The sequence below is a fragment of the Pseudomonas sp. 43NM1 genome (assembly GCF_002836905.1).
Taxonomy (GTDB): Bacteria; Pseudomonadota; Gammaproteobacteria; order Pseudomonadales; family Pseudomonadaceae; genus Aquipseudomonas; species Aquipseudomonas prosekii.
In genome coordinates, this window is sequence record NZ_MKGS01000139.1 from 22,290 (window position 1) to 46,887 (window position 24,598).

General features: G+C 59.8%; 23 protein-coding genes. 11 read left to right on the forward strand and 12 right to left on the reverse strand.

Features of this window, described 5'->3' with window-relative positions; translation table 11 throughout:
• Positions 1-149: 149 nt before the first annotated feature.
• The 6 genes from BI292_RS13895 to BI292_RS13920 all read left to right on the forward strand — a co-directional run bounded on the left by BI292_RS13895 (position 150) and on the right by BI292_RS13920 (position 4,740).
• Positions 150-782: a TetR family transcriptional regulator gene (locus BI292_RS13895; RefSeq protein WP_092274012.1), complete on the forward strand. Its 633-nt coding sequence runs from the start codon at positions 150-152 to the stop codon at positions 780-782.
• Positions 783-1,079: 297 nt separating this feature from the next.
• On the forward strand, positions 1,080-1,580 hold the full coding sequence (ureE, locus tag BI292_RS13900) for an urease accessory protein UreE (RefSeq protein ID WP_101208191.1): 501 nt from the start codon (positions 1,080-1,082) through the stop codon (positions 1,578-1,580).
• Positions 1,577-2,251 carry an urease accessory protein UreF gene (locus BI292_RS13905; protein WP_101208192.1) on the forward strand — a complete coding sequence of 225 codons (675 nt, stop codon included), beginning with the start codon at positions 1,577-1,579 and terminating at the stop codon, positions 2,249-2,251. The genes ureE and BI292_RS13905 overlap by 4 nt, the downstream gene beginning before the upstream one ends.
• Before the next feature lie 29 nt (positions 2,252-2,280).
• Positions 2,281-2,895 (forward strand): urease accessory protein UreG, encoded by a 615-nt coding sequence (gene ureG, locus BI292_RS13910; protein WP_092274021.1) that lies wholly within the window; start codon positions 2,281-2,283, stop codon positions 2,893-2,895.
• 29 nt (positions 2,896-2,924) lie between these two features.
• Complete coding sequence (locus BI292_RS13915) at positions 2,925-3,497, forward strand: HupE/UreJ family protein (protein ID WP_101208193.1); 573 nt, start codon at positions 2,925-2,927, stop codon at positions 3,495-3,497.
• 109 nt (positions 3,498-3,606) lie between these two features.
• Positions 3,607-4,740, forward strand: coding sequence for an AGE family epimerase/isomerase (locus BI292_RS13920; protein WP_101208194.1), 1,134 nt, complete (start codon positions 3,607-3,609; stop codon positions 4,738-4,740).
• Positions 4,741-4,870: 130 nt separating this feature from the next.
• On the opposite strand, the gene BI292_RS13925 is transcribed toward BI292_RS13920, so the two are convergent.
• From BI292_RS13925 to BI292_RS13970, 9 genes are all read right to left on the reverse strand, one after another.
• A complete protein-coding gene (locus BI292_RS13925) occupies positions 4,871-5,776 on the reverse strand; it encodes a cation diffusion facilitator family transporter (RefSeq protein ID WP_101208195.1) in 906 nt (301 codons plus the stop codon).
• A 178-nt stretch (positions 5,777-5,954) separates the two neighbouring features.
• Positions 5,955-6,725 (reverse strand): SDR family oxidoreductase, encoded by a 771-nt coding sequence (locus BI292_RS13930; protein WP_101208196.1) that lies wholly within the window; start codon positions 6,723-6,725, stop codon positions 5,955-5,957.
• A gap of 996 nt (positions 6,726-7,721) precedes the next feature.
• Positions 7,722-8,438 carry an ABC transporter ATP-binding protein gene (locus tag BI292_RS13940; protein ID WP_092274036.1) on the reverse strand — a complete coding sequence of 239 codons (717 nt, stop codon included), beginning with the start codon at positions 8,436-8,438 and terminating at the stop codon, positions 7,722-7,724.
• A complete protein-coding gene (locus BI292_RS13945; protein WP_092274039.1) occupies positions 8,435-9,310 on the reverse strand; it encodes an ABC transporter ATP-binding protein in 876 nt (291 codons plus the stop codon). The genes BI292_RS13940 and BI292_RS13945 overlap by 4 nt, the downstream gene beginning before the upstream one ends.
• Positions 9,307-10,590: a high-affinity branched-chain amino acid ABC transporter permease LivM gene (livM, locus tag BI292_RS13950; RefSeq protein WP_092274042.1), complete on the reverse strand. Its 1,284-nt coding sequence runs from the start codon at positions 10,588-10,590 to the stop codon at positions 9,307-9,309. The genes BI292_RS13945 and livM overlap by 4 nt, the downstream gene beginning before the upstream one ends.
• Before the next feature lie 3 nt (positions 10,591-10,593).
• On the reverse strand, positions 10,594-11,508 hold the full coding sequence (locus tag BI292_RS13955) for a branched-chain amino acid ABC transporter permease LivH (protein WP_092274045.1): 915 nt from the start codon (positions 11,506-11,508) through the stop codon (positions 10,594-10,596).
• Between the two features lie 240 nt (positions 11,509-11,748).
• Positions 11,749-12,882, reverse strand: coding sequence for a branched-chain amino acid ABC transporter substrate-binding protein (locus BI292_RS13960; protein ID WP_092274048.1), 1,134 nt, complete (start codon positions 12,880-12,882; stop codon positions 11,749-11,751).
• Between the two features lie 366 nt (positions 12,883-13,248).
• A complete protein-coding gene (locus BI292_RS13965) occupies positions 13,249-14,532 on the reverse strand; it encodes an FAD-binding oxidoreductase (RefSeq protein WP_101208197.1) in 1,284 nt (427 codons plus the stop codon).
• Positions 14,533-14,666: 134 nt separating this feature from the next.
• On the reverse strand, positions 14,667-16,157 hold the full coding sequence (locus tag BI292_RS13970) for an aldehyde dehydrogenase family protein (RefSeq protein ID WP_092274056.1): 1,491 nt from the start codon (positions 16,155-16,157) through the stop codon (positions 14,667-14,669).
• Between the two features lie 185 nt (positions 16,158-16,342).
• On the opposite strand from BI292_RS13970, the gene BI292_RS13975 reads away from it, so the two are divergent.
• From BI292_RS13975 to nadE, 3 genes are all read left to right on the forward strand, one after another.
• The gene (locus BI292_RS13975) at positions 16,343-17,254 is read left to right on the forward strand and encodes a LysR family transcriptional regulator (RefSeq protein WP_101208198.1); all 912 of its coding nucleotides are present in this window, start codon (positions 16,343-16,345) and stop codon (positions 17,252-17,254) included.
• Positions 17,255-17,501: 247 nt separating this feature from the next.
• The gene (pncB, locus tag BI292_RS13980; RefSeq protein ID WP_101208199.1) at positions 17,502-18,737 is read left to right on the forward strand and encodes a nicotinate phosphoribosyltransferase; all 1,236 of its coding nucleotides are present in this window, start codon (positions 17,502-17,504) and stop codon (positions 18,735-18,737) included.
• A 4-nt stretch (positions 18,738-18,741) separates the two neighbouring features.
• The gene (nadE, locus tag BI292_RS13985; protein ID WP_101208200.1) at positions 18,742-19,569 is read left to right on the forward strand and encodes an ammonia-dependent NAD(+) synthetase; all 828 of its coding nucleotides are present in this window, start codon (positions 18,742-18,744) and stop codon (positions 19,567-19,569) included.
• Between the two features lie 198 nt (positions 19,570-19,767).
• Here nadE and azu read toward each other — a convergent pair whose 3' ends face one another.
• On the reverse strand, positions 19,768-20,214 hold the full coding sequence (gene azu / locus BI292_RS13990) for an azurin (RefSeq protein WP_092274069.1): 447 nt from the start codon (positions 20,212-20,214) through the stop codon (positions 19,768-19,770).
• A 343-nt stretch (positions 20,215-20,557) separates the two neighbouring features.
• On the opposite strand from azu, the gene BI292_RS13995 reads away from it, so the two are divergent.
• Positions 20,558-21,145, forward strand: coding sequence for a TIGR00730 family Rossman fold protein (locus tag BI292_RS13995; protein WP_092274073.1), 588 nt, complete (start codon positions 20,558-20,560; stop codon positions 21,143-21,145).
• Positions 21,146-21,213: 68 nt separating this feature from the next.
• Positions 21,214-21,405, forward strand: coding sequence for a hypothetical protein (locus BI292_RS14000; protein ID WP_092274076.1), 192 nt, complete (start codon positions 21,214-21,216; stop codon positions 21,403-21,405).
• A 73-nt stretch (positions 21,406-21,478) separates the two neighbouring features.
• Here BI292_RS14000 and BI292_RS14005 read toward each other — a convergent pair whose 3' ends face one another.
• Positions 21,479-21,856: an NUDIX domain-containing protein gene (locus tag BI292_RS14005; RefSeq protein ID WP_101208201.1), complete on the reverse strand. Its 378-nt coding sequence runs from the start codon at positions 21,854-21,856 to the stop codon at positions 21,479-21,481.
• A gap of 295 nt (positions 21,857-22,151) precedes the next feature.
• On the reverse strand, positions 22,152-24,455 hold the full coding sequence (locus tag BI292_RS14010) for a YgiQ family radical SAM protein (protein ID WP_092281552.1): 2,304 nt from the start codon (positions 24,453-24,455) through the stop codon (positions 22,152-22,154).
• Positions 24,456-24,598: the final 143 nt, after the last annotated feature.

The following is a 24,598-nucleotide window of genomic DNA, read 5'->3' on the forward strand; positions in this document are numbered from 1 at the left end:
CCAATCACCCGGATTGGGCTTTTGCCTGTTTATAACCATGTTCAATAGCGCCACCCTCGTTCCCCGCTGCAAACCCTGATTCCCGTTCGACGCCAGCAAAGCCGATTTGCTAGAGTGCGCCGCAGTCCTGTCCAGAAAACACTTTTGCGATGCTGCCCCGCGCCGAACAGAAACAACAGACCCGCAACGCCTTGATGGACGCCGCTCGGCATCTGATGGAGTGCGGCCGAGGATTCGGCAGCCTGAGCCTGCGTGAAGTGGCGAAAACCGCCGGGATCGTGCCCACCGGTTTCTACCGGCATTTTGCCGATATGGACGAACTGGGCCTGGTGCTGGTCAGCGAAGTCGGCCAGACCTTCCGCGAAACCATCCGCCTGGTACGCCATAACGAATTCGTCATGGGCGGCATCATCGATGCCTCGGTGCGGATCTTTCTCGATGTGGTCAGCGCCAACCGCTCGCAATTTCTGTTTCTCGCCCGCGAGCAGTACGGCGGCTCGATGCCGGTGCGTCAGGCGATTGGCCGCTTGCGCGAAGACATCAGTTCCGACCTCGCGGCCGACTTGTCGCTGATGCCGAAATTGCAGCATCTGGACATCGCCGGGCTGAATGTCATGGCCGACCTGATCGTCAAAAGCGTGTTCGCCACCTTGCCCGACATTATTGATCCGCCCGTCCAGGCATTGCCCGAGCACCTGACACCTCAGGCGAAGATCACGCAGCAACTGCGTTTCATCTTTATCGGGCTGAAGCACTGGCAAGGGCTCGGCAGCACTGAGTAAACGGTAAAACCGTAGGAGCGAGGCTTGCCCGCGAAGGCGTCGGCACATTCAACAATGATGTCGACTGGTAACCCGCTTTCGCGAGCAAGCTCTGCTCCTACAGGTTATCGCCAGTCAGAGTATCGCCGCCCCGCTCCCGCATTTGGTGCATGAACAATTCTTCACGCACCAACATCGCTCAAATCCCCGCAACATCCTGCAACAACTACTATTCTCCGTCAGGGTTTTCCTACAGTTCGCCCGATTGGCAAGCCCCTTGCTCTAACCAGAGCATTGTCCTTTGCTGGAAGCTTTCCGATGCTGGTGATTCATCGCAGAATCGACCCTCAACCCGTCTGGGCCGCCGAGTTGCACCTGACCTTCGAAGCCCGGAGCAAAAGTCGTTTGCGCTGTTTCAGTGCCGAACAGGAAGACGTCGGGTTGTTTCTCGAACGTGGCCAGCCGCCGCTGTATGACGGCGAATGCCTGCAGGCCGAAGACGGCCGCGTGGTGCGGGTTTGTGCGCGCCCCGAACAACTGCTCCACGTCACCTGCGCCAACAGTTTCGAACTGACCCGCGCGGCTTATCACTTGGGCAACCGCCACGTGGCGCTACAGGTCGGCGATGGCTGGCTGCGCCTGCTCGACGACTACGTGCTCAAAGCCATGCTTGAACAACTGGATGCCAATGTTGAAAACATCGAAGCGCCGTTCCAACCGGAACATGGCGCCTACGGTGGCGGCCATCACCATTCGCGGCACGGCGACGAAGATTTCAACTACCCGCCGAAACTGCACCAATTCGGCGTGCGTTTATGAACCCAGCCTGGGCGCTGCTGCGCCTGGCCAGTCCGCAATTGCCGATTGGCGGCTACAGCTATTCACAAGGCCTGGAAATGGCCGTGGATAACGGCCGCGTGACGGACGCCGAGAGTGCGCGACGCTGGATCAGTGATCAATTGTTGCTCAACCTTGCGCGTTTCGAAGCGCCGTTGCTGCTGGCGCATTGCGTCGCCGCCGCCGACGACAATTGGTGCGAATTGTTGCAACGCTGCGAGGAGCACCGCGCCAGTCGCGAAACCCGTGAACTGCATCAGGAAAGTCGGCAGATGGGCTACTCGTTGCAGCAATTGCTCAATGGTTTGCCGGAACTCGACTTGCCGGCGCGGGCCTTTCTAGAACAACGCCCCGAGCCGCATCTGGCACTCGGCTGGGCGTTGGCCGCACGGGCCTGGGGCATCCAGGCGCAAGACGCCTTGGCCGCGTGGCTGTGGAGTTGGCTGGAAAACCAGTTGGCGGTGCTGATGAAAACCCTGCCGCTCGGTCAGCAAGCCGCGCAACGCCTGACCAGCCAATTGCTGCCGCTGCTGCAAGAAGCCCAGCAATACGCGACCCACATCAATCCCCAACACATGGGCAGCGCCGCTTTCGGCCTGTCCCTGGCGTGCATGGGCCACGAACGCCAGTACAGCCGCCTGTTTCGCTCTTAGGGCGCTTTATTTTATTTCTGGAGAAGCACATGAACACACAACCTCTGCGCGTCGGCATCGGCGGCCCGGTGGGCTCCGGCAAAACCGCGCTGACCCTGGCCCTGTGCCTGGCGCTGCGCGAGCGCTATAACCTGGCCGTGGTCACCAACGACATCTACACCCGCGAAGACGCCGACTTTCTGGTGCGCAACGAAGCCCTCGCGCCGGAACGCATCATCGGCGTTGAAACTGGCGGCTGCCCGCACACCGCGATCCGCGAAGACGCCTCGATCAACCTCGAAGCCGTCGACCAGTTGAACCGGCGCTTTCCAGGGCTGGACCTGATCATTGTCGAGTCCGGTGGCGACAACCTCTCGGCAACATTCAGCCCGGAGTTGTCCGACCTGACCATCTACGTGATCGACGTTTCGGCCGGCGACAAGTTGCCGCGCAAGGGCGGGCCGGGGATCTGCAAATCCGATCTGCTGGTGATCAACAAGGTCGACCTCGCACCGTTGGTGGGCGCCTCGCTGGAGTTGATGGACAGCGACACCAAGCGCATGCGCAACGGCAAACCGTTTGTCTTCAGCAATCAGAAAACCGGCCTCGGCCTCGAAGACATCATCGCTTTCATCGAACGCCAGGGCTTGCTGACCGCAGCCTGATCACGACTTATCAACAAGGAAGCTTATCCATGACACTCAAACGCATCCTCGGCGCCCTCGCCCTGCTGCTGACGCCGGCGATCGCTTTGGCCCACCCGGGCCACGGCGACAACGGCTTGATCGCCGGGATCAGCCACCCGATTTTCGGCCTCGATCACTTGCTGGCAATGCTCGCGGTGGGTTTGTGGGCCGCGCAGCAACAAGGCGCGGCGCGTTGGGCGCTGCCGTGCACGTTTGTCGGCACCATGCTGATCGGCGGGATACTCGGTTTTGAAGGGCTAGGCCTGCCGGCGCTGGAGAACGGGATTGCCGCGTCGGTGCTGGCGCTGGGCCTGGCCGTGGCGCTGGCGGTGCGTCCGCCGCTGAGCATGGCGGTCGGTGCGACGGCGTTGTTTGCGCTGTTTCATGGCGTGGCGCATGGTCTGGAATTGCCCGAGATGTCCAGCCCATGGGCCTATGCCGCCGGTTTTGTGGTGGCGACTGCGGCGCTGCACGCGGCGGGTTATGCGCTGGTGCGCGTGCTGCCGACAGCAGCGGCGCCGGTGATTCGCGTCGCGGGCGCGGCGTCGGCGGCGACTGGGGTGTGGTTGCTGGCGGGCTGATTTCTTATCTGCCCGCAACTGATCGTTCCCATGTTCTGCATGGGAACGATCAATGCGCTCACTCTGCTAACATGTCGCGCAATCGCCCCTGCCGTGACGACGCCAGCCAATGCTTTCTGTTTCCCGCTCCGCCTCCCAGCCTGAATTGACCGCCCTGTTCGCCTCGGTGCAACAGCATTTCGAGGACGTGATCGTGCCGCTCTGGCAAGGTCCCGGCTGGAACGCTGACATGGCGTTGCCGTATGAAGCGCTGGACGCCGAGCATCAGCCGTTGCCCCCGCAGCGCTATCGAGCGATGGCTTGCGCGCGTCAGCTGTACCTGTTTTCCAGCCTGATCGGCCAGCTGCCGGCGGCCGAAGAGCGCGCGGCGGCGCTGTTCCGCTCGTTGCAGCAGCACTTTCACGATGCCGAGCACGGTGGCTGGTTCTACAGCATCGATGCGCAAGGTGCGCCGCTGGATCAGCGCAAAGACCTCTACACCCACGCCTTCATCCTGTTCGCCTGCGCCCATTATTGGGACAAGGTGCGCGAGCCCCTGGTGGAATCGGTGCTCAACGCCGCGCTGCAAGTCATCGCACAACGTTTTGCCACGGACGACGGTCTGTACGAAGCCAGCCTTGAGCGTGACTGGTCGTCGCTGAACAGCGGCCCGCTGCAAAACCCGCTGATGCATCTGGCCGAAGCCTTCCTCGCCACGCTGTCGGTGCGCGAAGACGCCGCCGCCGAGGACGCGCTGCTGAAGTTATGCACAGCCATGCAGGAACAATTCGTCGATCCGCAGACCCGCGTGTTGATGGAAAAACCGTTGGGCGCTGTGGATAACTGGTTTGAGCCGGGGCATCAGTTCGAGTGGTATTTCCTGCTGGAGTCGTCGCCGTTGCTGCGCGGTTCGCAGTTGCATGAATCACTGGACCGGGCCTTCGCACTCACCGAGCGCCTGGGCGTCGATGAACACAGCGGCGCGGTGCTGGCGATGCTTGATCTGCAGGACGGTGGCAGCGCCAAGGATTCGACTCAACGCATCTGGGCGCAGGCTGAATACCTGCGAGCGCTGACGTTGCGCCCACACAGCGAAGCGCCGGTGCTGCGCCAGTTGCAGGCGTTGCAGCAGCGCTTCCTGCATGTCGGCGGCTGGTTCGAATGCCGCGATGAAGCGGGCGAAGTCAGCCGCAAGGACATGCCTTCGACCACGCCTTATCATTTGGCGACTTGTTATCGTGGGTTGGTTGAGTATCTGCGCTAACCGGCAGATCACTTTCGCGGGCAAGCCTCGCTCCTACAGGGGTCGTGTTGAATCGCGATAATGCGAACGACACCGATCTGTAGGAGCGAGGCTTGCCCGCGAAGAGGCCCTCAAAGCGGTCACCGACTAATCACGCAATCCACTTGCGATCCCCGGTAAAGCTGATGGTCAACCAACGCGCCGCATCGGCCTGACCCAACTTCGCCGAAATCTCCTCACGCAACGCATCCAGTTGCCCGACGCCTTGCAGCGGATAATCCGCCGGCAACACCACGTGAATCTCGATAAACCGCGCCCGCCCGTGCTTTTGCACGTAGGAGCTGTAGTCGTCGAAACCGTGCTCGACCTTCGCCGCATCCATCACCTGGCGCACTTTGTCGTCGAGTTTATCCGGGGCAATCCCCAGCACGTCGCGCAGCGCCGGACGCAGAATCTTGAACGCCGGGGGCAGCATGCTCAGCGCCAGCACGATCAGGATCAGCGGGTCGACATACACCGCCCACTCGTTGTAACCCTGAGAGGTCAGCAGCAGCGCCGTGAGGAAACTCACCAGCAGCCCGACCGAGAGCATCGCGTCGACCAGCCAACTGATGTTGTCGAACTGGATCAGCGTGGATCTGAGCTTGCGGTTGCGATGGCGAACGTAGAAGAAATAGGCGAACTCGACCACGGTAAACACCGCGGCATAGATGATCACCAGCCCCAGCTCGATCTCGCGGCCACCATTGATGATGCCGAAAACGCCATTAAGGAAGGCGTAGATAGCAATCAGGAACAGGAAACTGCCTTCGATCAGCAACACCATCGGCTCCAGGTGCCAATAGCCGAACTGGAAGCGGTGGTTACTTTCTTTGGCGATAAGTTTGGCGGTGATCAGCATCAGGACCTTGATGAAGGTCGCGATCAAAGAGAAAAAACCATCGAACAGGATGGATTGGGCACCTGAAACAAAACCGGTAACGATCCCGGCGATCGCCACGGCGAACATCAGGATGGTCGATTGTTTGAGCAGCGACTGCTCACCTCGGTTACTCACGTAGCCTCCTCTGAAAACTGGGTTGTGGGCAGGGAGTCTACCTGATGTGCGGTTGTCGCCTGTTATGACCTCATCGCGAGCAAGCTCGCTCCCACAGTGGTTATGGGTCGTGCCCATCCCGGCGCACGCCACCCAACCTGTAGGAGCAAAGCTTGCTCGCGATAGCCGTTACGCGGTCTTACGCCTTGCTTTCTTTGCGCTCAATCGCAAAACCGGCCCAGGTCTGGCTCACCGGCATCAGCTCCAGGCTGTTGATGTTGATGTGCGCCGGCGCGTTCATTACCCAGAAAATGGTGTCGGCAATGTCCTGCGGCTGGATCGGCTCGGCACCGGCGTAAGTGGCGTCGTAACGCTCCTTGTCACCGGCAAAACGCACCAGCGAAAACTCGCTCTCGCACAGGCCCGGCTCGATATTGCTGACGCGTACGCCAGTGCCTTGCAGGTCGCAACGCAGGTTCACCGAGAACTGTTTGACGAACGCCTTGCTCGCGCCATACACGTGGCTGCCCGGATACGGGTAGTTGCCGGCGACCGAGCCGAGGTTGACGATGCCGGCGCCACGACCATGGGCAATCAGGCGCGGCAACAGCAGCCGAGTGCTGTACATCAGGCCTTTGATGTTGGTATCGACCATGGTGTCCCAGTCGTCCAGATCACACTTGGGCGCCGGGTCCACGCCCAATGCCAGGCCGGCGTTGTTGATCAACCCGCGCAGCTTGGCGAAGGATGGCGGCAGGTTGGCAATCGCCTCCTCCATCGCCTTGCGATCGCGTACGTCGAGCACCAGGCCATGCACTTCAGTCTGCTTCGACAGCTCGGCGCACAAGGCGTTAAGGCGTTCTTCACGACGGCCCGTCAGCACCAGCTTCCAGCCAGCCTCGGCAAAACGACGGGCACAGGCTTCGCCAAAACCGGACGTTGCGCCGGTGATAAACAGGGTGTTGGACATCGTGTTCTCCTTGCTTCGACTGACCGGAAGCCATTGGAATAGAAAATCAGCCGCCAGCATGCCCGCGCGCGCCCGCAGCAGCAACTGGCACGCCCCAATTGGACGCATTCATGTAGCAGCTGGCGAAGCCTGCGTTCGGCTGCGAAGCAGTCGCCCATCGGCGGCAAACAGTGAAAGTGGCGTTGTATGGATTACGACTGCTGCGCAGCCGAACGCAGGCTCCGCCAGCTGCTACAAGGGCCGTGTTTTCTGTACGAAAAACGATCAACCGGCGCAACGCCTTGTGCGTCGTGGCTTGCAGCCATGTGCGCGCACGTTATCCACAGGCCGGTCCACAGTCTTTGGGGGCAAGTGCAAAAGCTGCAAGCCGCTGTGTATAAGGCTTTGCGGGCAGAATCGAAAGTTTTTCGCTTGACCCTGAACACCCCACCGTGTAGCCCATGGCATTTTGCACGATTGACCACTCAAACCGACGATGGCGCCAAGCCAGTAACGACGGCCCTCAGCGCAGTCTTTCCAGAGTTTAACCACAGACTTATCCACAGGCTGACCGGCAGCGAATTCGGCCGTTTTGACCCTCAACAAAAAGGTTGACAACAGCCGCTGTCAGTCCCGTAAAAACGCCTGATCAAAAAACGACCATCCTTCTGCAAGCCACGGTTTGCAAGGCTTGCAGCCAGCTACTCCCACGTTATTCACAGCCAGCTCCACAGCAAACGGGGACAAGTCAAAAGCGTGACAAAACAACTATTTGCAGCGGCTTTATGTCGCGGTTTCAGAGCATGTGAATATTGTTTTCCACAATTTCCCAAAACCGCACATACGGACCTTGTGGGAGCGAGCTTGCTCGCGATGACGCAAGCTCATCCAGCATCAATGTGACCGATACACCGCCATCGCGAGCAAGCTCGCTCCTACAGGGGATTTTCAGTGTATTGAAGACGTAAAAAAGCCCCGGCGATTGCTCGTCGGGGCTTTTTCTATTTCAGCGGCGTATCAATGCCCGCCGAGATAAGCGTTGCGCACTTCTTCATTGACCAGCAATTCCTTGCCGGTGCCGGAGAGACGAATCTCACCGTTGACCATCACGTACGCGCGGTCCGACAGTTTCAGCGCGTGGTTGGCGTTCTGCTCGACCAGGAAGATGGTCATCCCGGTTTTCGCCAGTTCGCGCAACGTCGAGAAGATCTGCTTCACCACAATCGGCGCCAAGCCCAGGCTCGGCTCATCCAGCAACAACAACTTCGGTCGGCTCATCAATGCACGCGCAATGGCGAGCATCTGCTGCTCGCCGCCGGACATGGTCATGGCCCGCTGGGTGCGCCGCTCTTCGAGCCGTGGAAACAGCTCGAACATCCGTTGCATGTCTTCCTTGGCGTACTTGTCGCCGATGGGAATGGTGCCCATCAGCAGGTTTTCCTCGACGGTCATGTCGGGGAACACCCGCCGCCCTTCCGGCGATTGCGCGATGCCGTGCGAGGCGATGTAGTGCGACGACTTGTGGGTGATGTCCACGCCTTGATAGATGATTTGCCCACTCGCCGCCCGTGGCTGGCCGAAGATCGACATCAGCAGGGTCGACTTGCCGGCGCCGTTGGAGCCGATCAGGCTGACGGTTTCACCTTCGTTGATTTGCAGCGAGACTTTTTTCAGGGCCTGGATCGGCCCGTAAAACACATCCAGATCCTTCAGTTCGAGGATGGGTTGGCTCATAGCACCACTTCCTCTTCATCCGCGCCCAGGTAGGCCGCGATCACTTTCGGGTCATTGCGAATCGCCTCGGGGCCGCCCTCGGCAATGACGATGCCGTGGTCGAGCACCACGATGTGGTCGGAAATGCTCATGACCATGCCCATGTCGTGTTCGATCAGCACCACGGTCAGGTCGTGCTCATCGCGCAACAACCGGATCATCGCGCTCAGCGCTTCGGTTTCCTGCGGGTTGAGGCCCGCTGCCGGTTCGTCGAGGCAAATGATCTGCGGCCGCGTGCACATGGCCCGGGCGATTTCCAGACGACGTTGCTGGCCGTAGGACAGCTCGCCGGCCAGGCGGTTGGCGCAATCCACCAGGTCCACCACTTCCAGCCAATAGAAGGCGTGGTCCAGCGCATCGCTTTCAGCCTTGCGATAGCCCTTGGTGTTGAGGATGCCGGCGAGCATGTTGCGGTTGACCCACATGTGCTGCGCCACCAGCAGGTTTTCCAGCACCGACATTTCCTTGAACAGGCGAATGTTCTGGAACGTGCGCGCCAGGCCTGCGCGGTTCACCAGGTGGGTGCCGCCGAACATCTTGTAGTACATGCGACTGAGGAAAGATTTCGGCGAAACGAAATCCACCGCTTTGAACGATTCACCGAGCAACTGGATGACGTTGGTTTGCTGGCCACGCACGTTGAGTTCGATCTTGCCGCCCGAAGCCTTGTAGAAACCGGTCAGGCAGTTGAACACCGTGGTTTTGCCGGCGCCGTTGGGGCCGATCAGGGCGAAGATCGAGTTGCGGTGGACTTTCAGGCTGACATCGCTCAATGCCTTGATGCCGCCGAAGTGCATCATCAGTTTCTCGACCGAGAGTACGACTTCGCTCATGGCGCTACTCCTTTACGCGGTGTCACACCGGTACGACTGATCCGGATCAAGCCACGCGGGCGCCAGATCATCATCAACACCATCAGGATGCCGAACAGCAACACGCGGTATTCGGCAAAGCCACGCAGCAGTTCCGGGGCAACGGTCAGCACGAACGCTGCGATCACCACGCCGATGGTCGAGCCCATGCCGCCGAGAACGACGATGGCGAGGATCAATGCCGATTCGAAGAAAGTGAACGAGGTCGGGTTGACGAAGCCTTGGTAAGTCGCAAAGAACACCCCGGCCAGACCCGCCGTCGAAGCGCCGATGGTGAACGCCGAGAGCTTGACCAGCACGTGGTTCAGGCCCATCGAGCGGCAAGCGATTTCGTCTTCGCGCAGCGCTTCCCAGGCGCGGCCGACCGGCATTTTGACCAGCCGATGCTTGATGTACAGCACGGCCAGAACCACCAGGAACAACACCGCGTAAATGAAGTAATACTTCACGTCCGGGTTGTAGGCGATGCCGAAGAACTCATGGAACGGGACGCCGCCCTCCTTCGCACGTTTGCCGAATTCGAGGCCGAAGAATGTCGGCAACGGTGCCGCCATGCCATTCGGGCCGCCGGTCAGCGACAGCCAGTTGTTGAGCACCAGACGGATGATTTCACCGAAACCCAACGTCACGATGGCCAGGTAGTCACCGTGCAGACGCAACACCGGGAAACCGAGGATGCAACCGGCCAGGCCCGCAGTGATCGCCGCCAGTGGCAGCACGGTCCAGAAACCCAGGCCGAGGTATTGATAACCGAGTGCCAGACCGTAAGCGCCAATCGCGTAGAACGCCACGTAACCCAGGTCGAGCAGCCCGGCCAGACCGACCACGATGTTCAGGCCCAGGCCCAGCAACACGTAGATCAAACCGAGAATGACCACGCCCAGCAGGTAGGAGTTGGAGAAAAACGGAAACACCACGGCGACGACGATCAGGATCGGAATGATCCAGCGCAGTCGGGTTTTGTAATCGGGCGGCAGTACATGAACCCCGGAGCCAGTACTTTCAAAGCCTTCGAGAATGCGCAGGCCTTTCGACGTTTGCAGGAACAGGCTCAGGGCAAACCGACCGGCCATGACAATGGCGACAATCCACGCCACGCGCGTGGTTTCCAGGTTGAAGCCGTAGCCGTCGAGGACCACGCCGACAATCGGGCCGAACACAATCAGGGCGACAAGGCCGGCAAGAATCGCGTCAACCAGGCTTTTTTTGACATCAATGCTTTTTTGAGTGGTTGAAGACATCGCTTACACCTTCGACACAAGAGGACGGCCGAGCAGGCCTTGAGGCCGAAAGACCAGAACGAGAACGAGCAGCGAGAAGCTGAAAACGTCTTTGTAGTCCGAGTTCACCAGACCGGAGAACAGCGACTCGGAAATCCCCAGGATGATCCCGCCGAGCATGGCGCCGGGCAACGAGCCGATCCCGCCGAGTACCGCTGCGGTGAACGCCTTGATCCCGATGATGAAGCCGGCGTAGAAGTCGAATGTGCCGTAGTTCATGGTGATCAGCACGCCGGCCAGGGCCGCCATCGCTGCACCGATGATGAACACATAGGAAATCACCCGATCGGTGTTGATCCCCAGAATCGAGGCCATCTTGCGGTCTTGCTGGGTCGCGCGGCACATGCGGCCGAGCTTGGTGTACTTGATGATGTAGGTCAGCAGGGCCATCCCGGCAAACGCCGCGACCAGAATGAAGATTTTGGTGTAGGTCAGTTGCACAAAACCGGTGCCGACCTCGACGCGCCACGCCCCGGTCAGCAGGGTTGGCACCCCTTGTTGCTTGGCGCCCTGGGCGATCTGTGCATAGTTTTGCAGGATCAGCGAGATACCGATGGCGCTGATCAGCGGTGCCAGTCGGGTGGAGTTGCGCAGGGGTTTGTAGGCGACACGTTCGATGACCCAGCCATACACCGCCGTGACGATGATGGTGAAGATCAAGGTGCCGAGCATCAGCAGCGGGAAGGATTCAATACCGAAGTATGCCAGCAGAGCCAGACTGATCGCCGCGAGGTAAGCGGAGATCATGTAAACCTCGCCGTGGGCGAAGTTGATCATGCCGATGATGCCGTAGACCATTGTGTAGCCGATGGCGATCAGGCCGTAGACCGACCCGAGGGTCAGGCCGTTGACCAGTTGCTGCAGGAAAATACCATCCATAACGCAATCTCACGCAGTGAGAACCTGCACACCGGGGGTGTGCGGTTCTTCTAAGGAAAATACAGATATACGTGGGAGCAATGTCAGTCAGGATCAGGCTGCACGCCACCGCCCCCTGTGGGATTGAGCCTGCTCGCGATAGCGGTTGAACATTCAACAAAGTCGTCGTCTGTCAGTCCGTCATCGCGAGCAGGCTCACTTCTACCAAGAGCCAATGGGGTCAGCTGATCGAGTCAGCCCTTACTTCTGTTTTTCCAGCTGGTGGTATTTGCCGTCCTTGTCCCACTGGTAAACCACGTAGTCGGAGACTTTCAGGTCGCCCTTGGCGTCCCAGGTCTTCTCGCCCATCACGGTTTTCACCGGGTTTTTCTTCAGCCATTCAGCCGCTTTTTCGCCGCTGTTGGATTTGGCACCGTTGAACGCGGCAGCCAGGGTCTGAACCGAGGCGTAGGCGTACAGCGTGTAGCCTTCAGGCTCGGTGCCAGCCTTGCGGAACTCGTCCACAACGGTCTTGCTGTCCGGCAGCAGGCGCGGGTCGGCGCCGAAAGTCATCAGCACGCCATCGACAAATTGCGGGCCGCCAGCGGTGGTCACCAGTTCGTCGGTGACGATGCCGTCGTCGGACATGAACTTGACGTCTTTCAGGCCTTGCTCACGCAGTTGACGGACCAGAGGACCGGCTTCCGGGTGCAGACCACCGAAGTACACGACATCGGCGCCAGCGCCGCGGATCTTGGTGACGATGGTGCTGAAGTCTTTCTCGCCGCGGGTCAGGCCTTCGTACAGCACAGGCGTTACGCCGCGCTTGGCCAGTTGCGCCTTGGTCGCGTCCGCGAGGCCTTGGCCGTAGGTGTCCTTGTCGTGCAGGACCACCACTTTTTTGCCCTTGAGCACGTCGACGATGTAGTCGCCGGCAACGATGCCTTGTTGGTCATCACGCCCGCACATGCGGAACATTGCGCTCAAGCCGCGCTCGGTGACGGCCGGGTTGGTCGAGCCAGGGGTGATAGCGATGATGCCCGCTTCGTCGTAGATCTCGGAGGCCGGGATGGTCGACGAGGAGCAGAAGTGACCGACCACGCCTGCCACTTTCTGGTTGCTCAGGTCCTTGGCGACCGTTACAGCCTGTTTCGGTTCGCAGGCGTCATCGCCCTTCACCAGAACGATTTTTTCCCCGTTGACGCCGCCCGCTGCGTTGACCGCATCGGCTGCTGCCTGTGCACCCTTCATGTACTGCTCGCCAAATGCTGCGTTGGCGCCCGTCATTGGACCCGCCACACCGATTTTTACGTCAGCCTGTGCAAACGCAGAAACACCCAACGCAGCTGCCACTGCGAGGGCCAGAAAGCCTTTTTTGTAAAACGTCTGGGACATGAGGTGGTGCTCCAAGGTTTTTTTTTAGTTGGCACTGCGACTTCTATGAATGCTCAGAGCAAGCGCCGTGCCATCGGTTTTTTATTCTTCAAAAAGTCGCTGCTTTCTTGTTATTTCGACTGTTTCGTTCCCATTTTCATTGGGCGTGCAACCGTCTAAACCGCGGAAGGTGAAACCATTTATTTCAAAAGGCGCAACCCGCATGCGCCATCATTGCAACCGCGGCGCCAAACGACGTGCAACCACCTTGTAACAACGTGCGTCACCGAAGTGCACACTGCTGGTGCGCAACTGCTACAACCCGCACCTTTTACAGGCTAGTCGCTGCGCGAAAAAGCGCCGCTCCCAGCAACAAATTTCAACAAGTCAGATAACGATCCGCAGGCACTGGCCTGCGTGATACAGCGAAAAACCCGCCTCGTATAAACAGCTGCGTAGGCCGACACCGGCCAATGGCTGCATCGGCGCGAAGGGAATCGGCAATGCCTGAGGATTTCCGTTACACAAATAATCGGCAAACGCCTTGCCGACCACCGTCCCGGTAGTCACGCCGCGCCCGTTGTAACCGGTGACGGCCACCAGTCCCGGCGCCGGTTCGAACAGGCGCATTAGGTGATCCGGAGTAAACGCGATGCAACCGGTCCAGGTGCATTCCCATTCAACCGGTTTGAGGTACGGAAAATAGTGCTGCTGGACGCGATCGGCCCAGGCCTTGAGGAACCACGCCGGTTTCTGATTGCCATTGCCGAGACTGCCTAGCAACAACCGCCCGTCCTTGTCGCGGCGAATGCTGCTGAGCACTTGGCGCGTGTCCCAGGAGCCTTGGCCGCCTGGCAGAATCTGTTGCGCGGCGTCTTCGGTCAGCGGCACCGAGGCCACTTGGTAGTAATAACCGGGGAAGAAATTGCGCCGCAGTTCGGTCCAGTCGCCTTCGGTGTAGGCGTTGGAAGCAATCACCACTTGATCGGCGAGCACCGAGCCTTGCGCAGTTTGCACTGACCAGCGTTGGCCCTGGCGTTCGAGGCGGGTGACCGGCGAATGATCGAACATCTGCGCGCCGAGGTTTTTCGCGGCGTTGGCCAGTCCGGTGGTGTAGGCCATCGGGTTGATCGTGCCGGCACGCCGATCGAGCAGCGCGGCGGCGATTTTCCGGGTTCCGGTCGCTTGTTCGCAGGCTTGCCCGGTCAACAACTCGACCGGCGCGCCGCGGCGTTTCCATTGTTGTTCACGACTGCGCAAATCGGCTTCGCCACGGGCGTTGTGCGCCATGTGCAGCGTGCCTTCGCGGCGCAACTGGCAATCGATTTTATATTTGTCGACCAGGCTGAACACCAGCGCTGGCGCGGCGCCGAGCATGCGGTTGAGTTGGCTGCCGACCGCTTCGCCAAAACCGGCTTCGATCTCGTCCGGGGGAATCCACATCCCGGCATTGACCAGCCCGACGTTGCGCCCGGAACCGCCCTGCCCGGCGCGATGCGCTTCGAGCACGCAAACGCTCTTACCCGCCTCGCGCAAATGCACCGCCGCCGACAGCCCGGTAAACCCGGCGCCGATGACGCAGACATCAACCGTTACTTCGCCCTTCAGCGCCGCGTTATCAGGCCTTTGCGGCGTCAGTTTTTCCCACAGACACTCTTCGCGTAACGGCATTGCCAGACTCCAGTCAGAAACCTAACAAACAACAAAGCAAAAGCTTCGCGGGCAAGCCTCGCTCCTACAGTTGAGTGTCGTTCCCACGAACGTCGACAACCTGTAGGAGCGAGGCTTGCCCGCGAAGGGGCCGATCAGTCGAAGGTGATCCCCTGCGCCAGTGGCAATTCCAGCGAGTAGTTCACGGTGTTGGTCTGGCGCCGCATGTACCCGCGCCATGCATCCGAACCCGACTCGCGACCGCCGCCGGTTTCTTTCTCGCCGCCGAACGCGCCGCCGATTTCCGCGCCGCTCGGGCCGATGTTGACGTTGGCGATGCCGCAGTCGCTGCCGACATCGGACATGAATTGCTCGGCTTCGCGCACATCAGTGGTGAAGATGCACGACGACAAGCCTTGTGGCACCGCGTTGTTCAGGCGCAGCGCTTCGGCGAAATCGCTGTAGCCGACCACGTAGAGAATCGGCGCGAAGGTTTCGTTGCAGACCACGTCGCTCTGCTCCGGCATCTCAACAATCGCCGGCGAGACGTAGTAGGCATTGGGGAATTGATCCTGCAACTGACGCTCGCCGCCAAACACCCGGCCGCCTTCGCTCAAGGCCTGCTCCAGCGCTTCCTGCATGTTTTCGAAACTGTTTTTGTCGATCAGCGGGCCGATCAGATTGCCTTCCAGCGGGTTGCCGATGCGCACTTTGGAATAGGCGGCTTTCAGGCGAGTGACGATTTCTTCCTTTACCGATTCGTGGGCAATCAAGCGACGCAAGGTGGTGCAACGCTGGCCGGCAGTGCCGACGGCGCTGAACAGGATCGCGCGCACGGCCATGTCGAGATCGGCGCTTGGGCCGAGGATCATCGCGTTGTTGCCACCGAGTTCGAGAATGCTGCGGGCAAAACGCGCGGCGATTTTCGGCGCCACTTCGCGGCCCATGCGCGTGCTGCCGGTGGCGCTGATCAGCGCGACACGCGGGTCATCGACCAGTGCTTCGCCGGCATCGCGGCCACCGATCACAACCTGGCTCAGGTGCGGCGGCGCATCGCTGAAGTTTTTCAGCACACGATCAAACAATGCCTGGCAGGCCAGCGCGGTCAGCGGGGTTTTTTCCGACGGCTTCCAGATCACCGGGTTGCCGCAGACCAGCGCCAGCGTGGTGTTCCAGGCCCAAACCGCAACCGGGAAGTTGAACGCGCTGATCACGCCGACGATGCCCAGCGGGTGCCAGGTTTCGCGCATGTGGTGGCCCGGGCGCTCGGACGCAATGGTCAAACCGTACAACTGGCGGGACAGGCCGACGGCGAAGTCGCAGATGTCGATCATTTCCTGCACTTCACCCAAACCTTCCTGGGTGATCTTGCCTGCTTCCCAGGACACCAGCTCACCGAGATCGGCTTTATATTCACGCAGGATGTCGCCGAGTTGGCGCACCAGTTCGCCTCGGCGCGGCGCCGGGACCTTGCGCCACAACTCGAACGCATGATCTGCACGACTGATGTGCTGCTCGACTTCGGCGGCGCCCTCCCAGTTCACAGCAGCGATCTGGCTGCCATCGATTGGCGAATGCACCGGCACTTTGCCGTTCTGGTACAGGGCCGGGTTCACACCAAGACGATCAAGCAATGCGGCAACCATGGGTCACTCCTCAAGCGAAAAACGGAAATCGTGCAGCCGCACATTCACGACTGATCAGGCCTGTAGTTGTAGCGCCGTCGAGACGAGCCAACAAACGACCATTAAGCGAGATATCATTCCGTTTATTCATGCTTCGCCTCAGTCGGTAACAGAAAAGCATAGAGCAACAAGAAAAAGGACCAGCCATGCTGAATAAACGCTACTTGCCGTCGATCACCGCGCTGCAGTGTTTCGAGGCCGTGACCCGGCATCTGAGCTTCACCCGCGCCGCCGAAGAGCTGAACCTGACCCAAAGCGCCGTCAGCAAACAAGTCGCGCAACTCGAAGAACTGCTCCAGCACCTGCTGTTCCGCCGCGTGCGCCGACGCTTGCAAATGACCCCGGCCGGCGATTTGTACCTGGTCGAGGTACGAAAAATCCTCACGCAAGTGGAGATGTCCACGCATTACCTGCGCTCCTACGGCGGCGACACTGAAGTCCTGCGCGTCTCAACGCCACCGACCTTCGGCGCACGGTGGCTGGTCCCACGTCTGAAAGGCTGGCGCCTGCGTCATCCGTCGATTCATCTGGATCTGTGCAGCGAGCAAGAGGCCGACGATTTGCTCCAGGGGCGCAGCGATCTGGCGTTCTACTTCGGCCAAGGCTCGCGGCCCGGCACCGAATGCCTGAAGCTTTTCAGCGAAGAACTGGTGCCGGTCTGCGCCCCCGGCAGCCTGCCGGACACGCCGTTTACCGACCCGACGCAACTGACCGATCTGGTCCTGCTGCAAAACGCCTCGCGGCCGCAAGCCTGGCACGACTGGTTCGACACTCAGGGCTACCACACCGAACACAGCTACCACGGCCCGCGCTTCGAAACCTTCTATATGTGCATCCGCGCCGCCCAAGTCGGCTGCGGCGTCGCGCTGCTGCCACGGTTTCTGGTGGAAGAAGAACTCGCCGACGGCAAACTGGTGATCCCGTGGAAACACGCGATGCCCAGCAGCGACGCGTATTACCTGGCGTACCCCGAACATTCAGCCGAAGTGCCCAAGGTCCGGGATTTCGTGAAATGGATGCTGGAGCAGATTGATAGTCCGGATATGCCGCAACATTGAGCCCACATCCGATCCTGTGGCGAGGGGGCTTGCCCCCGTTGGGTCGCGCAGCGGCCCTTAACATCGACGATTGCCGCGCCGCCGAACGGGAACAAGACCCCTCGCCACACAAGCCCGCCCCCCAGGAATCAGTGCCGTCTAAAAAATCGCTGGCAATCCCCACCACTGATATGCGCCACTAGCCCCCATTCATTGAAACAGCTGAAACGTCGCGAGCACGGGCCGCGGCCAGCGTGGAGACTTCCTTATGAGCGAGAGCGTGTTTGGCGATCGCATCGTGCAGAACCTGCTCGACACCGACTTCTACAAACTGACGATGATGCAGGCGGTGCTGCACAACTACCCTAACGTCGAAGTCGAATGGGAGTTTCGTTGCCGCAACAGCGAGGATTTGCGCCCTTATCTGGCGGAGATTCGTTATCAGTTCGAGCGTTTGGCCGAGCTGAGCCTGAGCGCCGACCAGTTGAGTTTCCTCGAACGCATCAGCTTCATGAAGCCGGATTTCCTGCGTTTTCTCGGCTTGTTTCGCTTCAACCTGCGCTACGTCTACACCGGCATCGAGAACGGCGAGTTGTTTATCCGTCTGCGCGGGCCGTGGCTGCACGTGATTTTGTTCGAAGTGCCGATGCTGGCGATTGTCAGCGAAGTGCGGAACCGCTATCGCTACCGGGAAATCATTCTGGAGCAGGCGCGCGAGCAGCTTTATCGCAAGTTCGACTGGTTGACCGCCAACGCCAGCAGCGACGAATTGTCCGAATTGCAGGTAGCCGATTTCGGCACTCGACGTCGGTTTTCTTACCGCGTGCAGGAAGAAGTGGTGAACGTGCTTAAACACGATTTCCCCGGCCGCTTCGTCGGCACCAGCAACGTGCATCTTTCCCGCGAACTTGACATGAAACCGCTGGGCACCATGGCCCACGAGTGGATCATGGCGCATCAGCAACTCGGTCCACGGTTGATCGACAGCCAGATTGCCGCGCTGGATTGCTGGGTTCGCGAATATCGCGGGTTGTTGGGCATCGCCCTCACCGATTGCATTACCACCGACGCTTTCCTCGGCGATTTCGACCTGTATTTCGCCAAGCTTTTCGACGGCTTGCGCCACGATTCCGGGGACCCGGTGCTGTGGGCCGAGAAGTCGATCGCGCACTATCACAAGCTCGGCATCGACCCGATGAGCAAGACGCTGGTGTTCTCCGACAGCTTGTCGCTGCCCAAGTCGCTGGAAATATTCCGCGCGTTGCGGGGTCGGATCAATGTCAGTTTCGGCATCGGCACTAACCTGACCTGCGATATTCCCGGGGTTGAACCGATGAGCATCGTGCTTAAAATGACCGCCTGCAACGGCCAGCCGGTGGCGAAAATTTCCGATGAGCCGGGCAAGACGCACTGCAAAGACCCGAATTTCGTCGCCTATTTGCGACACGTGTTTAAAGTACCTGCCTCCATTTCCAGCCCATCTGGTATCCCCAGCAAGGAGTGAATTCATGCAAGCCGTACAGCGTGAGATTGCTGAGCAGCTCAAGGTTCAGCCGCCGTTCGCCGATCAAGCGGCGCTCGAGGCGGAAGTCGCCCGACGCATTACGTTTATCCAGGATTGCCTGGTCAATTCCGGGCTCAAGGCGCTGGTGCTGGGCATCAGCGGCGGCGTTGATTCGCTGACGGCGGCGCTGTTGGCCCAACGCGCAATGCGCGAATTGCGCGTCAGTAGCGGCGACGACAGCTACAAGTTCATCGCCGTACGCCTGCCGTACGAAACGCAATTCGACGAGAACGACGCCCAGGCTGCGGTGGATTTCATCGCCCCCGACGAGCGCCACACGGTGAACATCGGCCCGGCGGTCAAAGCCCTCGCGGCCGAAGTCGCCGCGTTCGAAGGCCAGCATGCGGTGTCGGTGGACTTTGTGTTGGGCAACACCAAGGCGCGGATGCGCATGGTCGCGCAATACACCATCGCCGGCGCCGCTCAAGGCCTGGTGATCGGCACTGACCACGCGGCGGAAGCGGTGATGGGTTTCTTCACCAAGTTCGGTGATGGCGCCTGCGACTTGGCGCCGTTGAGCGGGCTGGTGAAAAATCAGGTCCGCGCGATTGCCCGCAGCTTCGGCGCGCCGGAATCGCTGGTGGAAAAAGTGCCGACGGCTGACCTTGAAGACCTGTCGCCGGGTAAACCGGACGAGGCGTCGCATGGCGTGACGTATGCCGAAATTGACGCGTTCCTGCATGGCAAGCCGGTGCGGGAAGAGGCGTTCGAGATTATTTGCGCTACGTACAGGAAGACGCATCACAAGCGGGTTATGCCGTTCGCGCCGTGATTGCGCCGGTGCAAGTCCCGGTATAAGTGCCGGTGTAGGTGCCGACGCCATCGCGAGCAAGCTCGCTCCCACAGTGTTTTGTGTCGTCCACAGGACCAATGTGGGAGCGAGCTTGCTCGCGATGAACGATGACGCGGTCAACCGCCAGGCACAAAAAAAGCGTCCCACGTGGACGCTTTTTTTATGCGCGCAATTCGATTACTTCAGGGTAACCGTGCCTTTCATCATCGAGATGTGGCCTGGGAACGAGCAGAAGAAACCGTATTTTTCCGCCGCGTCGAGTTTCGACACATCGAAGGTTACCGAGTCAGTTTCCTTGGCGCCGATGATCTTGGTGTGAGCGATGATGCGCGCATCACCTTCTTTCAGATAGTTCTTGTCGATGCCGGCAGCCAGGCCGTCAGTGGCGATCGGCTGCATGTCGGCTTCTTTGCTCAACACGAAGTTATGGCCCATGACGTTCTTCGGCAAGTTGCCGGAGTGGGTCAGTTCAACGGTAAAGGTTTTGCAGCTCTTGTCGATTTCAATGGCCTTGGTGTTGAAGGTCATCTGGTCTGTGGAGTCGATGGTGGTCTTGCATTCGGCAGCCATCAATTGGCTGCTGGCCAGCGTCAACAGGGATACCGCAACGAGTTTGGCAAACATGGTGAATCTCCAAGGCAGGGTTAACGAAATCGGGAATGGACAGAAGACTGCCTGAAATCTTCGCAAGTTCCTATGACTTGAGTCAAAAATTGTATACAACTTTGCGGCTATGACACTCATCGACATAATCTAACAGCCAGGTCTCTGCTGCGGCCCTATCCTCGGGTCGTCATCACCTATACGGAGCGCCTGTCATGTTATTCAACGGTCTGTTATGCAGTTTGCTCGCCGCTTATGCCTGCGGCGCCAGTGGCACCTACGAGACGATTCAACGCGAGGTTTAAGCCTTGGAGCGACGCGCCAGTGCCTTTACTCTGTGCCGATCCCGAGCATGGAGTAAGGCATGTCTATAGCGTCCGTTTGTGTATTTTGCGGTGCCAGCACCGGCACCAACCCGGCTTATCGTGAAGCGGCGATCGCCCTCGGGCGCACGTTGGCCGAGCGCAAGTTGACCCTGGTCTATGGCGGCGGCGCCGTCGGGCTGATGGGGATTGTCGCCGATGCGGCACTGGCGGCCGGCGGCGAGGTGATCGGGATCATCCCGCAAAGCCTCAAGGACAAGGAAATCGGTCACAGCGGCCTGACGCGCCTGGAAGTGGTCGACGGCATGCATGCGCGCAAGGCGCGAATGGCCGAACTCAGTGACGCGTTTATCGCGCTGCCCGGCGGCCTCGGCACGCTCGAAGAGCTGTTCGAAGTGTGGACCTGGGGACAACTCGGTTACCACGGCAAACCGCTCGGCTTGCTCGAAGTGAACGGTTTCTACGGCCAATTGACCGCTTTTCTTGATCATATCGTCGGCGAAGGCTTCGTTCGCGAACCACACCGTGACATGCTGCAAGTGAGCGAATCGCCGCAGATTCTGCTCGACGCGCTGGATGCCTGGCAGCCGACAGTGGTGCCAAAGTGGGTCGAGCAAAAACCCAGCTAACGGCTCGGCCCCGATACAGGGCAGAATATGCGCCGCTCAACCTCACCTTCGACCCCAGAGGATCGCCCATGGCTAAACCTAATTATTCCTTCGCCAAACGTCAGAGAGACTTGGCCAAGGAGCAGAAGAAAGAGGAAAAGCTTCAGCGCAAGAAAGCTACAGCTGAAGAAGAAGCAGCAGCACTGAACCCGGATGCAGAAGGTGAAGTGGCCGCAGAAGACGCTGTTGATGCACCGAAAGATCAGGCGCCCGACGCCTGAGACCCTCCGAGCCCGATGATCTGATCAGGCTCACCGGATCTGTGTCCAGGGTCAGCAGCGTTGCTGCTGACCCTCACAGGCCCAACGCTTTGTTTATCGAATCGCGATAACCCTTGGGCAGGTTGGCCGGCAATTGCGCCGGATCGAACAGCCCGATCTCCTTGTGTTCATGACTGATCGTCGGCACAAATCCGCCCAGCAACTGGCAGCGGTAGGTCGAGATAAACACGTGTTTGCCGGGGATCACCTCGAACAGATACGAATCCAGCGGTTCTCCTACCCAGACCTCGACGTCCAGCTCTTCGGCGATTTCACGTGCCAGGCAATCCGTGGCGCTTTCGCCCAGTTCGATCCGCCCACCTGGCAGTTCCCATTCGTCGCGCTCGTTGAGCATCAAAACGATGAGGCCTTCCGGGGACTGCAGAACGCCTTTGATTGAAACCGGGAACATGGGGTTTCCTTTCGATTGGGACTGAGGGCCGAGGGTGGTTTGGATGATAGATCGCTTTCGCGGGCAAGCCTCGCTCCTACAGGGGGCGGTGCAGGTGATGGGGAATTGGACTACGTGGGCGGGAAATGTTTCTGTCAGCGGCAGACGGGGCTGAGGCCGCGCTCAGGCCGATTTAGCGTTTGGCGCGCAAGCTGACCAGCGTAGAGCGCTCGCCGCCGTTGTGGCGCGAATCAACACATCGCACAATGCAAAACGCCAACCCGAAGGTTGGCGTTTTGTTGTCAGCGCTCAGCGTTTAGCGGGGCACGACCGGTTTGCGCGCAGGCTTGGGACCTTTGCCTTTGGCCGCGTCCTTGCGATCCTTGGCGGCCTGCTGGTTGCGGGCAAATGCCGCAGCCTTGGCTTGTTCACGTTTGTCCCACGGGTTGCCGCCATCGCTGGCGCGCGGTGGCAGACCGGTGTGCTGGGTGAGAATCTTGGTGGTCTTCTCCCCCGCCACTTTGTGGCTACCGGCCGGCGTCGAGTTCTTGCGACGGGCGCTCTGGTAGCTGTCGCTAGCCGGTTGATGCAATGGGATCAACTGAGCCTTGCCCGGCCCGATCAGGTCGGCGCGGCCCATGCGGGTCAGCGCTTCACGCAGCATTGGCCAGCCTTTCGGGTCGTGATACCGCAAGAACGCCTTGTGCAGACGACGCTGCTCTTCGCTCTTGACGATGGTCACGGCGTCACTCTTGTAAGTGACCTTGCGCAGCGGGTTCTTGCCCGAGTGGTACATGGCGGTGGCCGTGGCCATCGGCGACGGGTAGAACGCCTGCACCTGATCGGCGCGGAAGCCGTTGCCCTTGAGCCACAGGGCCAGGTTCATCATGTCTTCGTCGGTGGTGCCCGGGTGCGCGGCGATGAAGTACGGAATCAGGTACTGCTCTTTCCCGGCTTCCTTGGTGTACTTCTCGAACATGCGCTTGAACTTGTCATAGCTGCCAATGCCCGGCTTCATCATCTGGTTGAGCGGACCTTCCTCGGTGTGTTCCGGGGCGATCTTCAGGTAACCACCGACGTGGTGGGTCACCAGCTCCTTGACGTATTCCGGCGACTCGACCGCGAGGTCATAACGCAGGCCGGAAGCAATCAAAATCTTCTTCACACCCGGCAGGGCGCGAGCGCTGCGGTACAACTGGATCAACGACGAGTGATCGGTGTTCAAGTTCGGACAGATGCCGGGGAACACGCACGATGGCTTGCGGCACGCGGATTCGATTTCCGGGCTCTTGCAGGCGATGCGGTACATGTTCGCGGTCGGGCCGCCGAGATCGGAAATGACCCCGGTGAAGCCTGGGACCTTGTCGCGGATCTCTTCGATTTCGCGAATGATCGACTCTTCGGAACGGTTCTGGATGATCCGGCCTTCGTGCTCGGTGATCGAGCAGAAGGTGCAGCCGCCGAAGCAGCCACGCATGATGTTCACCGAGAAACGGATCATGTCGTAGGCCGGGATCTTTTCCTTGCCGTACGCCGGGTGCGGGACCCGTGCGTAAGGCATGCCGAACACGTAGTCCATTTCGTCAGTGGTCATCGGAATCGGCGGCGGGTTGAACCAGACGTCGACCTCGCCATGCTTCTGCACCAGCGCACGGGCGTTGCCCGGGTTGGTTTCGAGGTGAAGCACGCGGTTGGCATGGGCATACAACACCGCATCGCCACGGACTTTTTCCACCGACGGCAGACGAATCACGGTTTTATCGCGGGTCATTTTCGGGCTGGCCAGAATCTGCACGACTTTGGCTTCGCTCGGATCTTCGACTGGACCTTTTTCCTGCTCGATGGCGCAGGCCTGGGTGTCTTGGGTGTTTACGTACGGGTTGATGATCTTGTCGACCTTGCCCGGACGATCGATGCGCGTGGAATCGACTTCGTACCAGTCTTTCGGCGTGTCACGACGAATGAACGCGGTGCCGCGCACGTCGGTGATGTCTTCGATCTTGTGCCCGTAGGACAGGCGCTGGGCCACTTCGACAATCGCTCGCTCGGCGTTGCCGTACAGCAGAATGTCGGCGCAGGCGTCGATCAGGATCGAGTTGCGCACCCGGTCCTGCCAGTAATCGTAGTGGGCGATGCGGCGCAGGGACGCTTCGATGCCACCGAGCACGATCGGCACGTTTTTGTAGGCTTCCTTGCAACGCTGGCTGTAGACCAGGCTCGCGCGGTCCGGACGTTTGCCCGCCATGCCACCAGGGGTGTAGGCGTCGTCGGAACGGATTTTCTTGTCGGCGGTGTAGCGGTTGATCATCGAGTCCATGTTGCCGGCCGCGACACCGAAGAACAGGTTCGGCTCGCCGAGCTTCATGAAGTCGTCTTTGGACTGCCAGTCCGGCTGGGCAATGATCCCGACGCGGAAGCCTTGCGACTCCAGCAGCCGGCCGATGATCGCCATGCCGAACGACGGATGGTCAACGTACGCATCACCGGTGACGATAATGATGTCGCAGGAATCCCAGCCGAGCTGATCCATCTCCTCCCTGCTCATGGGCAGGAATGGCGCTGGCCCGAAACATTCGGCCCAGTACTTGGGATAGTCAAATAACGGCTTGGCTGCTTGCATCATGTCGATAACCGGTGTTGGTTTTCATTGAATTTCGCGGGCGCGGAATATAGCACAAAAAATAACCAATTCCGACGGTAATGGTCGGAAATGTCAGTGACGCCATCGCGAGCAGGCTCACTCCCACAGGGGAATGAATTCCA